This is a genomic window from Streptomyces sp. NPDC088733 (genome assembly GCF_044751185.1).
Taxonomy (GTDB): domain Bacteria; phylum Actinomycetota; class Actinomycetes; order Streptomycetales; family Streptomycetaceae; genus Actinacidiphila.
Genome location: NZ_JBIVLH010000018.1, coordinates 67,555 through 83,926, shown reverse-complemented (window position 1 = coordinate 83,926; position 16,372 = coordinate 67,555). Strand labels below are relative to the sequence as shown.

Sequence of the window (16,372 nt, the reverse complement as noted above, 5' to 3'; positions counted from 1 at the left end):
CTGGGTGGGTGGCCTCGGGGAGGCCACGCGGAGTGGTGCTGTCCGGACTGCTGCTGGGGGCTCGGGGGCGGGGCTGCGGACTCAGTCCTGGCGCCGGGTGACGGCCAACCGCCGGTCCGCCCGCTCCTGGACGGCGTCCAGGTCGTGCTCGGTCTCGGCGTCGGGTGTCGCGTCGGGCAGGTCGTCCTCGAGCCGCCGCAGCGGCCGGTGGACGAGGCCGAGGGTGCCCCAGGCGGCGATGCACAGCCCGCACACGATCATCAGCAGGGCCATGCCGCGTCCGGGACCGGTGCCGAGCACGTCGCCGAGTGCCGGATGGCCGCGCAGGACGGGGGCGAACACGCCGTCGGCGAGCGGGCCCGCCGCGAGGAAGCCGATCGGCTGGGTGGCGAGCGCGAGCATGACGTTGGTGGCCATGACCCGGCCCTGGAGTTCCTGTCCGACCTTGACCTGGATGATCGACAGCCAGTGGGCGTTCATCACGGCCATGGCGCCCATCCGCAGCGCGAGGCCGGTCGCCACCACGGGCAGGGACGCGTGCAGGCCCATCACCACCGTGCCCGCGCCCACGCCGAGGGTGGCGGCGATCATGCCGATGGCCCGGCGCCTGGTGCCGCCCCAGGGGATCATCAGCAGTCCCCCGAGCACGCCGCCCGCGCCGCCCACCGTCGTCACCAGGCCGAGTTGCGCGGTGCCGGCGAAGGAGAGCACGAGTGGCTGCACCGCGACGAAGACCACCGAGGCGAAGAGGTTGAGCACGGCGGCGAAGCCGACGAGCAGCAGCAGCGGCCTGCGCCGGACGACGAAGCGCCAGCCCCCGGTCAGTGCCCGCCCGAAGGACTCCCGCCGGCGGGGGAACATGCGGTCGGGGAAGCGGACGGCCAGCAGGGACGCGATGCCCGCGGCGAACGCGCCCACCCCCACGCCCACGACGCCGGACACGCCCGCGAACGCCACGAGCACGCCGCCCAGGAGCGGGCCGACCACGGTGGCGAAGCCGAGTTCGAGGCCCACGAGCGCGTTGGCCTGCGGCAGATAGGGCTTGGGCACCAGCTGGGCGGTGGCCGCCAGGTACGCGGGCCGGTGGAAGGCGGTCGCGACCGAGGTGACGGCCACGATGAGGCACACGCCCGCCAGGGACATCCGGCCGGTGGCCAGGAGCACCGCGAGGGCGGCCATGGCGAGTGCGCTCGTGCCGTCGGCCGCGATCATGACGCGGCGGCGGTCCACCCGGTCGGCGACCGTTCCGCCGACCGGGGTGACCAGGAGTGCGGGCAGGGTGGCGAGCATGGTGACGAGCGCGAGGTCCAGCACGCGGCCGCTGCGCTGGTAGGCCCACACCCCGAGCGCGAACATGCTGAGGCTGCCGCCCAGCATGGACAGGAACTGCCCGGCGGCGACCGTGTAGAAGGCCCGCAGGCCGGTGGGCCGCGCGGCGCCGGTCCCGGCGAGCGGCCGGGGCAGGCGTCCTTCGGTCCAGTCGGTGATCCGGGCCGCGAGCAGGGCGGCGAGGGCAGTCGCCTGGTGCCGCAGGAAGTAGTGCCCCGCCTTGGGGATGGTGGCGAGTTCGACCCGGTCGGCGAAGGCCCCCCATTCGCGGTGGCGCTCCTGGTACAGCTCGGTCGAGCGGTCGGCCTCGCCCACCACGCACAGGACGGGCGCGGCCAGCGCGGCGCGCGGCGCGGCCAGTTCCCTGGCGTACCACGCACGGGCCTCGGCCGAGTCGTGCCGCATGGCGCGCAGCGCGGTCCGCGTGGTCGCCTCGTCCATGTCGTCGAGGATTCCGCCGGTCGTGCGCAGGACGTCGCGGTAGTGCCGGCTGGAGGCCCAGCGCTCCAGCGGCAGGACGCGGTTGACCCAGGCGGACGTGCGTCCCGGCAGCCGCGCGGACGGGAAGTTGCCCGCGACGGCCACGCCGAGCACGTCTCGTCCGGCGGCCTCCAGCCTGCGGGCGAGTGCGACGGCGGCGGCGGATCCCACGGAGTGCCCGTAGACGACCAGGGGCCCTGCGACGGTCGCCTCGATCTCCGCGGCGAGCCGTTCGGTGAGTTCGTCGAGCGGCAGGAACTCCTCGGCGGGGCGGGCGGGGTCGTGTCCCGGCAACTCGGCGGCGAGGAGCGCCAGATCGTCCGGCAGTGCCGCGGCGAGCGGCTGGTAGACGGCCGCGGACCCGCCGCCGTACGGGACGCAGACCACCGTGGCCCTGGGGTTCGGCGACCCGCTCAGGCGGTGCAGCAGACGGCCCTGCCCGGTGTGGGACGCGTCGAGGTGTGCGGCCAGTTCACGCACGGTGGGGCGGGTGAACATGTCGATGACCCGCAGGCCGGGGTCGCAGGCCCGGACGGCACGGACGGCGGTGAACGAGTCGCCGCCGAGCGCGAAGAAGTCGTCGTCGATGCCGACGGCGGGCAGTCCGAGGACCTGTGCCCACACCTGGGCGAGACGGTGCTCGGTGGGGGTGCCGGGCAGGACGCGGTCCCCGGCGTCCTGTGCGGCGGGGCGCGGCAGGGCGGCCCTGTCGACCTTGCCGTTCGGTGTGAGCGGGAAGCGGTCGAGCACGGTGAGGGTGGCGGGCACCATGTACTCGGGCAGCCGGTCGCGCAGTCCGGTACGGACCTCGCGGGAGTCGAGCCGGGTACCGGGGTCCGGCACGACCCAGCCGGCGAGGCCCTGCTGCCGCCCCTCGCCGACGGGCAGCACCACGGCTTCGGCGACTCCGGGCAGCCCGCGCAGGGCCTCGGCGACGTCGCCCGGTTCCACCCGGTAGCCGCGCACCTTCACCTGGTCGTCGACGCGGCCGCGGAACTCCACCCAGCCGTCCGGCCGCATTCGCAGGAGGTCGCCCGAGCGGTACAGGCGCTGCCCGTCCGCGGTCACGAACCGCTGCGCGGTCAGTTCCGGTGCGCCGATGTAGCCGCGGGCGACCCCGGGGCCTCCGACGAGGAACTCCCCCGGTATGCCGGCGGGCAGCGGGCGGCCGTCCCGGTCGGCGAGGAAGCCGGTGGTGTTGGGGATCGGGCGGCCGAGCGGGACGATGCCGGCGCGCAGGCCCTCCGGTACGTCGTCGACGTCGCAGACCGTGCGGACCATGGTGGATTCGGTGTGCCCGTAGTGGTTCTGCACCCGCAGTCCGGGGCGGGCCGCGCGGGCGCGTTCGACGATGGACCAGGGCAGTGCCTCGCCGGCGAACATCAGCAGCCTGCGCGGCAGGACGGCGCCGATGTCGCCGTGGGCGGCGAGCAGTTCGAAGTGGCTGGGGACGAGCTTGATGACGTCCATGGGGTTGCCGGCGAGGTAGCGGGCCAGCGCGGCGGGGTCCATGGCCGTCTCGCGGGCCACGAAGTGGAGGGTGCCGCCGGTGGTGAGGGCCGCGTGGAAGCAGGTGTGGGCGAAGTCGGCCGCGATGGTGGACATCACGGCGTAGACGCCGCCGTGGACGTCCTCGCCCAGTCGTTCCAGGACGCCGTCCAGGTAGTCCGTCACGCCGCCGTGCTCCACGGCGACGCCCTTGGGCGTTCCGGTGGACCCCGAGGTGAAGATGACGTGCAGCAGGTGGCCGGGGCCTACCGGGACGTCGGGCCGGTGCTCGGGGCGGTCCCGGAGCACGTCCGGGTCGTCGAGGACGACGACGTGCCTGCCCTCTCCACGGACCGCGTCGGCGAACTCCCGCACGGTCACCACGGTGCGGACCCCCGCGGTCCCCAGGATCGAGGCGATCCGGCTCGCGGGGTACATGGCGTCCAGGGGGAGGTAGCCGGCGCCGGCCTTGAGGACGCCGTGGAGGGCGGCGGGCAGCGCCACCGAGTGTTCCAGCAGGACGGCGACGGGCTGGTCGGGAGTGACTCCGGCGGCGATCAGCGTGTGGGCGATGCGGTTGGCCGCGCGGTCGAGTTCGCCGTAGGTCAGCCGTCCGTCGGGGGCCACGACGGCGAGCGCGTCGGGGGTGCGGTCGGCCCACCGCTCGACGAGCGGGTGCAGGGTGCGGGGCGGGTCCTCGCGCACCGGGCCGCGCAGCACCGAGTCGGCGGTGGGCGCCAACGCGGCCTCGCTCACACGCCCTTCGGGGTCGTCCAGCATCCGCGCCAGCAGGTTGCCGTACCAGGAGGTGACGGCCCGTACGGTCTCGGCGTCGAAGAGGTCGCTGCGGTAGTTGAGGGTGCCGGTGAAGCCGGCGGGCCCTTCGGCCAGGGTGAGGTGGAGGTCGGACTTGGCGGAGAGCACGGGTCTGCTCACGGCGTCCGCCTCCAGTCCCGGGAAGGCGGACGGTTCGTCGTCCAGGACGATGAAGTTGAACAGGGTCTGCACGATGGGGGCGGTGGTGGCGCTGCGGTCGGGACGCACCCGGGCCACGAGCCGCTCGAAGGGCACGTCGGCGTGGGCGAACGCGTCCAGTGCCACCTCCCGGGTCCGCTGCAGGAGTTGCGTCCAGGTCGGGTCGCCGGACAGGTCGGTGCGCATGACGACGGTGTTGACGAAGCAGCCCACCATGGCGTCCGTGCCGGGGTGGCGGCGGCCCGACTCGACCACGCCCACCGGCACGTCGGTGGTGGCGCACATGCGCGACAGCAGTGCCTGCCAGGTCGCGAGGAAGACCATGAACGGGGTGCAGCCGGTCCGCGCGGCGAGCGCCCGGACCCGCTCGGCGCGGTCGGCGGCGATCTCCAGGTCGACCTCGCCGCCCTCGGGGCCGGCGACGGCGGGCCGGGGGCGGTCGGCGGGGAGGTTCAGCTGGGGCGCGAGGCCCGACAGCCGCTCCTCCCACCAGTCGAGGTCGTCGGCCGGTTCGGGGCGGGAGGCCAGCCAGGCGGCGTGGTCGGTGTGCTGTGCCGGGAGCTCCGGGGCCTCGCGCAGTCCGAGCCTTGCCGCGTACAGGTGCGGCAGTTCCGCACGGATCAGGCCCATGGACGTGCCGTCGATGGCGATGTGATGGAACGTCAGCGCGAGCACCGAGACATCGCCGGTCCGGAACAGCGCGGCGCGCATCGGCGGCCGCCGCGCCAGGTCGAACGGCCGGTCGGACTCGGCGGCGAGTGCCGCCTCCAGGTGTTCCGGCGCGACGTCCTCGGCGAGCACCGGCACGTCGTCGGCGCCGCCCACGACGGTGACGGGTGCCCCGTCCCGTTCCTCGATCCGGCCGCGAAGCACCTCGTGCCGCTCGGCCAGGTCCCGGACGGCGCCGAGCAGGGCCTGCCCGTCGACTGATCCGCGCAGCCGCAGGACGACGCGGGCGTGGAACGCGGCACCGCTGGTGCCGAGTTGTTCGAGGAACCACAGCCGGGCCTGCGCGGAGGTGAGCGGCACCGGCGCAGACGGGTCGGTGCGGCGCGGCAGGGTGGCGGCGGGTTCGGCGAGGGCGGCGGCGAGCCGCTGCTCCAGCAGCGCGCGGGTGCGTTCCCGTGCGTCGGTCGTGGTCATGCGCGCGTCTTCTCCGAGAGCCCCGGCTCCCATGGCGTTCATCCTTCGGCAAGCGTGTGTGCTGTGAACTTCCGGCAGGTCCGGCACCGGGGCCTCAGGGACCGGGTGTGCCGGACGGCGGCCGTGTGGTGATCCTGAGGCGGCCGATCGCCTCCTCGGCCCGGCGCACCGCCTCGGCGGGCGTCGCGGCGCAGCTGAGGGCGTACGCGCTGCGGTCCTGGGAGCTGCGGAGCGTCTCGACCCTCGCGCCGGGCCGTACCAGGACCTCGCAGTGGATGACGTCGGGGACGGCGTAGGCCTGGGTCAGTCCGTCGACGCTCTCCACCACGCCGGGTGCGGCGTGGGTGAACCGGACGGCCGCCGCCCGCTTGGGGTGCCGCGGCAGCGGCTGCGGAAGCGGGCGGCCCTTGAGCAGGGTCCAGTAGGCGCGGACGAGTTCGATGTCGTAGGCCCACTCGATCAGGTCGACGATGCTGTCGCCGGGCAGGCGGCCGGCGCACTCGATCAGATAGGGCGTGCCGTCCTCGACGATCCACTCGCAGTGGACGACACCCGTGCCGAAGTCCGTGGCCGTCACGATCCGCCCGGTCTGCTCCCGCAGCAGGGCGTCGAGATCGGCGGGCAGCTCGGCGGGGACGAGCTGCCCGCGCTCGACGGGCCGGGGCCCGGGGAACATGACCTCCTCGGTCACGTTGCCGAACACCACGCGGCCGTTCGAGACCAGCAGTTCCACGCTGAAGGGCCGGCCGCCGACGTGGTGTTCCGCCACCATGCGGACGGCGACGTCCCGGTCCGGCATGGAGGCTCCGTCCCGCTGGGCCGCGCACTCCGCGAGGCTGCCGGACCAGGCCTCGTCGGCCTCGTCGGCGGACCGCAGGATGCGCGCACCGAGGGAACCCTGCAGGTCGACCGGCTTGAGCACGACGGGCCCGGGGTGCGCCGCCATGAACGCCCGCACCTCCGCCGCACTGGCCACGGCCTGCGACGCGGGGTTGGGCAGTCCGGCCCCGCGGGCGGCCTCCCGCAGCAGCGACTTGTCGCGCAGCAGCCGTGCCGCACCGGAGCCGGTCCCGGGCAGCCCGTACCGCTCGGCCAAGCGCGCGGCGAAGTACGTCGCGTACTCGCCCGTGGGCCCGACGGCCGCGGGGGCCAGATCGGGGTGGGCGTCGAAGAACTCGTCCGCGGCACCTTCCCGTTGGTAGGGCCACTCGATCAGTTCGCGGATCACGGGCACGGCCCGCGCCTGGTCGCGGAGCCCGCGCTTGCGGACGACGTCGGGTTCCTCGACGACGATCACCGAGCCGTCGGGCTCGAAGCCTCCCACGGCGAGCAGGGACGCGTAGGTGAAGCCCACCAGGACCAGAGGGCACGATGAGCCGTACGCGGGAAGGGTGTTCGGCGCCGTCATCGCGACTCACCGTCCGGCTCGGCCGCGAGGCGGTCGAGCATCGTCAGCTCCACGTGCTCGGCAAAGTCGGCGAGCACCGGGCGGTCGAACAGCGCCCGCACCGGCAGCCGCTGGCCCAGGGCCTCGCGGAGCCGGCCCATCACCCGGGTCGCGGAGAACGAGTCGCCGCCGAGCCGGAAGAAGTCGTCCTCGCGTCCGATCGCGTCGGTGCCGAGGACGTCGCCCCACACCTTGGCCACCAGCTGCTCCATCATCGACTCCGGGGCCGTGGCCGGCCGGTCCGCCTCGGCGGGTTCCGGCAGCGCGGCGCGGTCCGTCTTGCCATTGGGTGTGGTGGGGAAGGCGTCCATCAGCACCCAGCGGCGCGGGACCATGTAGTCGGGCAGCCGGGCGGCGAGATGGCCTTCGAACGACGTGTGCCCGGGCGTGCGGGGCACGACGTAGCCCACGAGGTGCTTCTCACCGTCGGGGCCCGCGACGACGACGGCCGCGTCGGCGACGCCGGGGTCTTCGCGGAGCACCGACTCGATCTCGCCGAGTTCGATGCGGTGGCCGCGGACCTTCACCTGGAGGTCGGTGCGCCCCAGGAATTCCAGCTGCCGGCCCTGCCACCGGACGAGGTCGCCGGTGCGGTAGCACCGCTCGCCGCCGGGGCCGGTGACGAAGCGCTCGGCGGTCAGCTCCGGACGGTGGAGGTAGCCGTCGGCCACGCCCGCGCCGGCGATCCACAACTCGCCGGCGCTGCCGGGCAGGGCGGGTCTCCCCCACCGGTCGACCACGTGGACGCGCGTACCGGGGATGGGGCCGCCGATGGGGACGGCGTGCTCGTCGGCGGGGTGTTCGACGCGGCCGATCGTGGAGTAGACCGTGGTCTCGGTGGGCCCGTACGCGTTCCACAACGCGCCGACGCGCCCGGCGAGTTCACGGGCGAGTACGGGGTCGAGCAGTTCGCCGATGCTGATCACCCGCATCGCGGGACGGTCGGCCCAGTCGGCGGTGTGCAGCAGGCGCAGTGCGGTCGGGGTCGCCGTCGCGACCGTCACGCCGGTGCGCTCGATCCAGTCGGCCAGGGCGTGGCCGTCGGCGGTCGTGTCGCGGTCCGCGAGGGCGAGCCGGGCGCCATTGGCGAGCGTCACCCACAGCTCGTAGCCGAACACGTCGAAGGTGAACGGCACCACACCGAGGGTGACGTCGTCCTCCGTCATGCCGGGGCTCGCCGACAGGGCGGCGACGAAGGCGGCGAGATTGGCGTGGGTGACCTCCACGCCCTTCGGCCGCCCGGTCGAGCCGGAGGTGAACAGGACGTAGGCGACCTGCCGCGGATCGGGCTCCGGCAGGTCGGCGGTGAGGGCCCGGGCGGCGGCTTCGTCCACGTCGGTCACGTCGATCACGGTGACGCCCGGCAGGGCGCCGGCCACCGCGGAGGCGGTGCCGTCCGCCAGGACGCACCGCACGCCCGCGTCCTCGGCCAGGCGCGCCAGCCGGTCGGACGGGTGCTCGGGGTCCAGCGGCACATAGGCCGCGCCCGCGCGCAGGACGGCGAGCAGCGCGCCCGGCAGCCGCCGTCCGCGGGGCAGGCAGACGCCGACCGGCTCACCGGGCCGGAGGCCCTGCTGGGCGAGAACGGCCGCGACCTGCCCCGACCAGGCGGCGAGTTCGGCGTAGTCCACCGTGCCGTCGGCCGCGACGACCGCGACGGCGTCCGGCCGGCGGCGGGCCTGGTCGAGGACGGCGGTGACGACGGTGGCCGGGCGGCCTTCCGGCAGGGCGTGGCCCGTGGCGGCCGAGCGCAGTTCCGCGCGGTCCGCGGCCGAGAGCGGGTCGAGTCCGAGGATCGGCCGGTCCGGCTCGCCGAGCGCGGCCTCGATCAGTGCGATGTACCAGCGCGCCCAGCGCCGTACGGTGGCCCGGTCGAACAGGCCGGTGCGGTAGGTCAGCGTGCCGGTGAACCCGGTGCCGTCGTCGACCAGGGCGAGCGAGAGATCGGTCTGCGCCGCCTCGCGCGCCGTGTCGACCGGCGTCGCCGCCAGGTCGGCGAACCGGTCGGTCGCCGCGGGCAGGCCGATGACGTTGAGCACCGCCTGGAACAGGGGGGTCGAGTCCGGGTCGCGTTCCGGGCGGAGTTCGCGCACGACCTCCTCGAACGGCGTCTCGGCGTGGTCGAGGGCTTCCAGGACCCGGGCCCGGGTGCGCAGCAGCGCGTCCTTGACCGTGGGGTCGCCCGACAGGTCGCCGCGCAGCACGAGGGTGTTGGCGAAGCAGCCGACCATGCGTTCCGTGCCGGGCCGGTTGCGTCCGGACACCGGGACGCCGACCGGCACGTCCTCGGTGCCGGCCAGCCGGGCCAGCAGCGCCTGCCAGGTGGCCAGCAGCACCATGAACGGCGTGCAGTCCAGTTCCGCGGCGACCTTCCGCAGCCGTACGGCCAGATGCGCCGGGAGCACGACCGGCTCGGACGCTCCCGACCAGCCGGCCGCCGGGCCGCGCGGCCGGTCCACCGGGAGGGCGACCGGGGTCAGGCCGTCCAGGTGCGCCGTCCACCAGGCCAGGTGCGCGTCCGCGTCCGCGCGGTCGCGCCCGGTGCGCTGCCACTCGGCGAGGTCCGCGTACTGGACGGTGAGCGGCTCCGGAGCGGGGCCGGTGCCGCGCCGCGCCGCGTACAGGGCCGACAGGTCGTCCAGGACGGTCGTCCACGACCATGCGTCCACGGCAATGTGATGCACCGTCAGCACAAGGACGTGCTCGGCGGCGGACACCCGCAACAGCAGGGCCCGCAGGGGCGGTTCGGCGTCCAGCGCGAACGGGCGCGAGGTCTCGGCGCGCACGGCGGCACCGACCTCGTCCGCGGCGGCCCCGGTCACGGGCATCGCGAGGGACTCGGGGGCGGCCGGTACGGCCACCGGCCCCGCCTCCGTCTCGGCGACGACGGCACGCAGCACTTCGTGACGGGCGCCGAGGTCGCACACCGCTGCGCGCAGGGCCTCGACGTCGAGCGGGCCGCCCAGCCGCAGCGCGACGCTGGTGTTGTAGGCGTCGCTGTCGGGACGCAGCCGCCACAGGAACCACAGCCGCTCCTGTGCGGGCGACAACCGGACCGGGGCGCCGGGGTCCTGGCGCCGGGGCACCGGCCCGGACACCGCCGGCCCCTCCGTGCGGCGCTCCAGCTCGGCGGCCAGGTCGCGCAGCACCGGCCGTTCGAAGACGACGCGCACCGGCAGCCTGCAACCGGTGGCCTCGGCCAGCATGCCCACCATCCGGGTGGCCGCGAAGGAGTGACCGCCGAGCGCGAAGAAGTCGTCCGCCGCGCCGACCCGGGGCAGGCCGAGAAGGGCCTCCCAGACCCGGGCCACCGCCTGCTCGGCGTGCGAGGCCGGTGCCGCAGGGGCGGTCCCGGGCTCGACGGGCCGCGGCGCCTCCCGCAGGGCCGCCCGGTCGGGCTTGCCGTTGGGGGTCAGCGGGATGCCGGTCACCACGACGATCGCGTCCGGCACCATGTGGGCGGCCAGCGACTCCCTCAGCCGCGAGCGGATCGCGTCCGCCCGGATCGTGCGGCCGGGGGCGGGCACGACCCAGCAGGCCAGCCGCCGCTGGTCCCCGTCCCCCTCGGGCAGGACGACGGCGTCGGCGACCTCGGGCAGCGCTCGCAGCGCGGCGGTCACCTCGCCGGGTTCGACCCGGTGGCCGCGCACCTTGACCTGGTCGTCGGTGCGGCCGAGGAACTCCACCTCGCCGCCGTCGCGCAGCCGGACGAGGTCGCCGGTGCGGTACCAGCGCCCGCCGTCCGGGCCGTCCACGAACCGCTCGGCGGTCAGGTCCGGGCGCCCCACGTAGCCGCGGGACACGCCGGGCCCGCCGAGCAGCAGTTCACCGGGGAGGCCCGCCGGCCGGGGCCGGCCCGCGCGGTCCACGACCAGGCCGGTCACATTGGGCAACGGGCGGCCGAGCGGCACCAGTTCGGTGCGCCCCTGCTCGGCGACCTCGTCCACGTCGCAGACGAGCGACATCATGGTCGCCTCGGTGGGCCCGTAGTGGGTGTGCACGGCGAGACCGGGACGCACCCGGCGGACCTCCTCCACCAGGGACCACGGGCAGCCCTCCCCGCCGAGGACCAGCAGCTTCGCGGGCAGGACTGCGGGCAGGTCGCCGTGGCGGGCGAGCATGGCCAGGTGGCTGGGGACGAGCTTGACCACGTCCACCCGGTGCCGCGCGAGGTACGCGGCGAAGGCCCGCGGGTCGGTGGCGGTCTCCCGGTCCGGCAGGTGGAGGGTGCCGCCGGTGAGCCAGGCGCCGTAGAGGCAGGCGAGGCCCAGGTCGGCGGCGACCGTGGACACGATCGCGAAGGACCCGCCCGCGACATGGGGCATACGCGCGGTCAGACCGGTCACGCAGTGCGCCAGGTTGCCGTGCGTCACGGCCACGCCCTTGGGCGCGCCGGTCGATCCGGAGGTGAAGACGACGTGGGCCAGGTGTTCGGAGCCGATGCGCACGGCGGGGCGCGTGTCGGGCCAGGCGTCGGAGGCGGCACCGGGTTCCACGACGTCGGCGAACCCGCGGACGCGGTCGGCGGGTTCGCCCGTCGTCACGACCAGCCGGGCGCCCGCGGTGCGGAGCATGGCGTGGATGCGGGCGGCGGGCCAGGCCGTGTCCATCGGCAGGTACGAGCCACCGGCCTTGAGGACGGCCAGCACGGCCGTGGCGAAGCCGGTCCCGGGGTCCAGCAGGATGCCCACCGGCTGGTCCGGGACGACGCCGAGGGCGATGAGCCGGTGCGCGAGCCGGTTGGCCCTGGCATCCAGCTCGCGGTAGGTGAGGGAGCCGTCCGCCGCGGTCACGGCGGTCGCGTCGGGGCGCTCGTCCGCCTGGCGTTCGACGAGCACGTGGACCGGCACTTCGGCCGGTTCCGCGGCCGGGCCCGCCAGGGCGGGACCCGTCGCCGGTTCCAGGGGGATGTCGCCGACCGGACGTCCCGGGTCGAGGGTCATCGCCTCCAGCAGGGCGAGGAACCAGCGCACAATCCTGTCCGCGGTGCCGGGCTCGAACAGGTCGCGCCGGTACTCCAGCCGGCCGTTCAGCCCCAGGCCCGGGCCTGAGTCGGCGAGTTCCATGCCGAGGTCGAACTTGGCCGTGCGGGGCGGCACGTGCGACCACTCGGCCCGTGTGCCGGGCAGCGCGGGCGGCGCTACCTCGTCGTACAGGTTGAGCAGCACCTGGAAGACCGGGGTGGCCGACAGGATCCGCTCGGGGCGGAGCCGCCGCACGACGTGCTCGAACGGGACGCGGGAGTGGCCGAAGGCGTCGAGCGCGCCCGCCCGCACGCGGGCGATCAGGTCGCGGCCGGAGGGCTCGCCGCTGAGGTCGGTGCGCACCACGACGGTGTCCAGGAAGCAGCCGACAACCGGCTCGCTCGCCTCGGTGTGGCGGCCCGCGTGCGGTACGCCCACCGCGATGTCCGTGGTGTCGGCGAGCCGTCCGAGCAGGGCCTGCCAGGCGGCCATGAGCACCATGAACGGGGAGGCCCCGGTCTCCGCGGCGACCGTGCGCACCCGGTCCGCGGTCGCGGGCGGTACGGCGACCGGTGCCGCCGCGCCCGGCCAGGCCGATTCCAGGGTCCGCGGGCGGTCGGTGGGCAGGTCGAGCACGGCGGGCAGCCCGGCCAGCTGCGCCGTCCACCAGTCGAGCCCGTCCGGCGCACCCGGCGCACCCGGCTCATCGGGCCTGTCGTGCGCCAGGTCCGCGTACTGCGGTGCCGGGGGCAGCGGTTCGCCGTCCCCGCGCCGGACGGCGTAGAGGGCCGCCAGGTCCGCCATGAGGATGCGCTGGGACCAGCCGTCCGTGGCGATGTGGTGCAGCGTCATGGCCAGCACCCAGCTGCCCGGCGTGCGGAACACCACGGCGCGCATGGGCGGTTCTGCCGTGAGCCGGAACGGGCGGCCGGTCTCCTCGGCGAGCGCCGCGTCCAGCTCGTCCGCGCCCAGGTCGGTGACGGTCACCGGGACCTCGGCGGCCGGGCGGGTCCGCACCAGCGGCTCGGGGCCGTCCGCGTCGACGACGCCGCGCAGCACCCGGTGCCGCTCGGCCAGGTCCCGCAGGGCGCCGGTCAGCGCCGGCTCGTCCACCTGTCCGGTGAGCCGCACGACCACGGGCACGTTGTACGCCGCGCTGTCCGGTTCCAGCAGCGAGAGGAACCACAGTCGGCGCTGCGCGGGCGACAGCGGGGCAGGCCCTTCCGCGGCGGCGGTCGCGGGGAGCGCCGTTGCCCGGGCCACGGCTTCGCGGCCGGCCGCGAAGCGCGCCGTCAGCTGTTCACGCAGGCCGTCGCCTGTGTTGCTCATGTTCCTCTTCTTCGTTCTTTCGCCGGGCTCGCCCAGAGGGTTCCCGGCACAGTGAGCGGCACGTGCGCTTCCGGGTGCGATTCCGGTTGCGCTTCCGGTGGAGCGGAAACCCGGGCACGCATTCCTGGGACGGTCCCTTTCTGGTTCCGGGGAGGCCGTCGTCCTCCAACCGTGCGCGACGCGGGCGGACTTCTGTTTCCAGGGGTGTCCGCGGATCATCATGAATCGGACCCCGGCCGGTCACTCGGCGATTGACGCTTTCATGACGGCGATCGATCCCGTCTTGACGTGATCCACACGGGCCGCCCCCGTACGATCTGGTGCGGCGGATGCTCCTTGTTGTGCACGGGACCGCTGACCGATCGAGCCGGAATGGCGACACCGGGCCGTCGGCGACCTGGTCGCACCGATGAATGCGATGCCGGCGAGTACGCCGATCGCAGCGAGCTCCCCTTTTCAGAAAGCTGAGAGACCGTGATGATGAGCCTTGAGCCAGTGGAAGAGCTGGTCTCCGCCACCGACTCCCGATATGTGTGGTCCTATCCGGTCGATCAGCCCGTCGCGGGCTCGCGGGAGAAAAAGGTCCGGACGGTCTGGTACGTCGGGCTGCCGCTCACATCCGCTCATCGCGGCAGCCACTCCGGCGGCGGTGCCCTGATCGACGACGCGGGCGACCAGTCCCGCTACGCGAATGAGGGAACGGTCTATCCGCATTCCTCGCTGGTCGAGATGATCACGTATCAGAACGCGTGCTTCCCGGAAATCGGCTGGCAGTACCTGGACATGAGCCATCTCGACTGGGAGAACGTGCGGGCGCGGATCCAGGCGGACCCGCCGGACGTGGCGGCCTTCACCGTCTATTCCTCGACCGCCATGTGGGCCTACATCGTCGCCGCCGAGATCAAGCGGGTGAATCCGCGGGCCGTGATCGTCTTCGGCAACGACCACCCGGGGATCCTGCACCGCGAGGTCCTGACGGGCGCGTACGGGTCGAAGATCGTGGACTTCGTCTGCACCGGCAACAACGGGCCTTTCACCATGATGGGGCTGCTGTCCTGGCTCGAGGGAGGGCTGGAACTCTCCCGGATCCCGTCGCTGGCCTACCGGGACGCCTCCGGGGAGGTCCGCAACCAGCCGGCGCCCACCTATCCGCTGAACGAGCGGATGCTCCCCGACTACCGTCTCATCGAGGCCGAACTGGAGGCCCACTACGACGACGCGTTCAAGGTCTGGTATGCGTCGCACTACGCATTGCAGCGCATGGTCACCTTCCCGCTCGACGGCGGCTGCAACTGGGGCCGGCGCCCCACCCGCCGGTGCCTGCACTGTTCCATCCAGGGACTGACCCCGAAGACGACCGACGTCAACGCGGCCGTCTCCGCTCTGGAGATCCTGGTCGGCGAGCTGAAGTCCAATGTCTACGCCGCCGGCGACTCCACCCTGGGAATGTCGAAAGCGCAATGGGGCGGGCAGACCTCGTTCCTCGACGAACTGGCCGAGGCCTGCGCCGCGTCGGAGATCCTCCGGGGCGAGCGGTTCATGCTCGCCTACGGACTCGTCTACGAATTCCTGCAGTCCGCCGAGCTGTGCAAGGGCTTCGTGAAGACCTGGAACGTCGGCATCGAGGCGTTCGACCCCAAGTTGCTGAAGGACAACTCCAAGGGCATCAACAAGGGGCCCGACCGGGTCATCGAGGCCCTGGACCTGGCGCAGAGCCTCGACTACAAGATGTACCTCTCGGGAATCCTGGGCCTTCCGGGAACCACATTGCGGCAGTTGAAGGAAGAAGTCGACAACTGGCTCTCCATAGCGGAGACCTACGCGGGATCGATCACCACGATATCCGTCGCCGCGCCCGCGATCATTCCCGGCTCCCGCATGTACCGTGACGCGTTCAAGCAGCACGCGGTGGTCCGGGAATGGCACGGCGAACTGCTTCCCATCAGGAAGCTCTCCGAACTGTACATCCGCGAGAACACCGAAGTGGAACTGGCGGACGTCGAAGCGGCCCTCACCGAACTCGGCCGCGGGGTCATCGCCCTGGACAACGCCGGCGGCAACATCAAGTTCGGCGGCTACATGCTGGGAGGCGTCGACCACGAGGAGACGTACGAACGCCGTCTGCTCCAGGAGATCTTCACCCAACTCCGCTGACCCGCCGGCCGACCGGCCCGTCAGGGGTGGCACCGACGCTTCGGTGCCACCCCTGACGGGCCAGGGCTTGATCAAGTTCCTCGAGTCCGAGGATTCTCAGCAGGCCGATGGCGAGGTTGCGGAGGGTCGCCATGGCGCGGGGTGCGGTGCCGGTGTGGATGGTGAGGCGTCCTCGGCCAAGGTCACGTCTCTGACCTGGTGCAGTACTACGGCAAGAGGAATCAGAACTACGGCCACCTGGAGTCGGGCACCTGGGGAAGTACAGGGCCATGGGCATGACCTTCTGGTTCGACTGGTCGGACAACGTTGCATTCAGCGGAAAGTTCACCGTCATGAACATCTGCGCCAAGAACCCGAACCTGAACGTCCACGGCCTCTTCACCTGAGACCATACGGGTTGCTCACCGCCGGGGGAGAAGTGGGCAACCACTTCTCCCCCGGCTTTCCTTGCCATCGGAAGGCAGCGATGATGTCGAGTTTCTCGGACTGGCAGGACCGGATGCTGCGAGCGGTCTGGCGGCACGGGGAGCAGCTCCCCGAGGAGGTACTGACGTGGATGGCCGAGCTGTACAGCGAGCGTGGAGAAATTCGCGAATCGGAGTTCTGTGAATCCTGGACCGCGCGAACCTTCTCCATGGCGAGATCGGCCTTCGAGACGGTCACCAGGTCGGCGGAGCAGGACACCGGGAAAGGGGCCACCGGCGACGACTTCTGCTGCATCGACTACGTGCGCGACCCGGACCTGGGACCGGTCGGCGTGGTCCACATCAAGTCGGCGGAGGTCTCCGCACCCGATTCGGCAGAGGTTCTGGGTGCTGTGGCGGAAGGAGTGCAGGAATTCGTCATGAGCCACCATCGCGTGACCTGGCCCGTCTGCCACGAGCACGACCGCGGTCTGCATGTGGGTTACTTCCATGAGACCGCGGTCTGGAAATGCACAGGAGGGAATGCAGAGGGTCACGTGGTAAGAGCGATTGATCCTGCCGTTCAGCCGTAAAGCACGGCGGGGCGTCGAGGGCGCCGCACAAAACCGCGTCAAAGCACTTATTGCAGGCGGGCCCCG

Annotated in this window: 5 protein-coding genes; 2 read left to right on the top strand and 3 right to left on the bottom strand. The window is 73.2% G+C overall.

Annotated elements, in window-relative coordinates; genetic code table 11:
* Positions 1 to 81: 81 nt before the first annotated feature.
* The 3 genes from ACIP64_RS28665 to ACIP64_RS28655 all read right to left on the bottom strand — a co-directional run bounded on the left by ACIP64_RS28665 (position 82) and on the right by ACIP64_RS28655 (position 13,155).
* The gene (locus ACIP64_RS28665) at positions 82 to 5,415 is read right to left on the bottom strand and encodes an amino acid adenylation domain-containing protein (protein ID WP_401592216.1); all 5,334 of its coding nucleotides are present in this window, start codon (positions 5,413 to 5,415) and stop codon (positions 82 to 84) included.
* Between the two features lie 94 nt (positions 5,416 to 5,509).
* Positions 5,510 to 6,823: an ATP-grasp domain-containing protein gene (locus ACIP64_RS28660; protein WP_401592214.1), complete on the bottom strand. Its 1,314-nt coding sequence runs from the start codon at positions 6,821 to 6,823 to the stop codon at positions 5,510 to 5,512.
* Positions 6,820 to 13,155, bottom strand: coding sequence for an amino acid adenylation domain-containing protein (locus ACIP64_RS28655; protein ID WP_401592212.1), 6,336 nt, complete (start codon positions 13,153 to 13,155; stop codon positions 6,820 to 6,822). The genes ACIP64_RS28660 and ACIP64_RS28655 overlap by 4 nt, the downstream gene beginning before the upstream one ends.
* A gap of 480 nt (positions 13,156 to 13,635) precedes the next feature.
* Here ACIP64_RS28655 and ACIP64_RS28650 point away from each other — a divergent pair, with 480 nt between their 5' ends.
* A complete protein-coding gene (locus tag ACIP64_RS28650) occupies positions 13,636 to 15,309 on the top strand; it encodes a B12-binding domain-containing radical SAM protein (RefSeq protein WP_401592210.1) in 1,674 nt (557 codons plus the stop codon).
* 556 nt (positions 15,310 to 15,865) lie between these two features.
* Positions 15,866 to 16,306, top strand: a complete 441-nt coding sequence (locus ACIP64_RS28645) for a hypothetical protein (RefSeq protein ID WP_401592208.1) — start codon at positions 15,866 to 15,868, stop codon at positions 16,304 to 16,306.
* Positions 16,307 to 16,372: the final 66 nt, after the last annotated feature.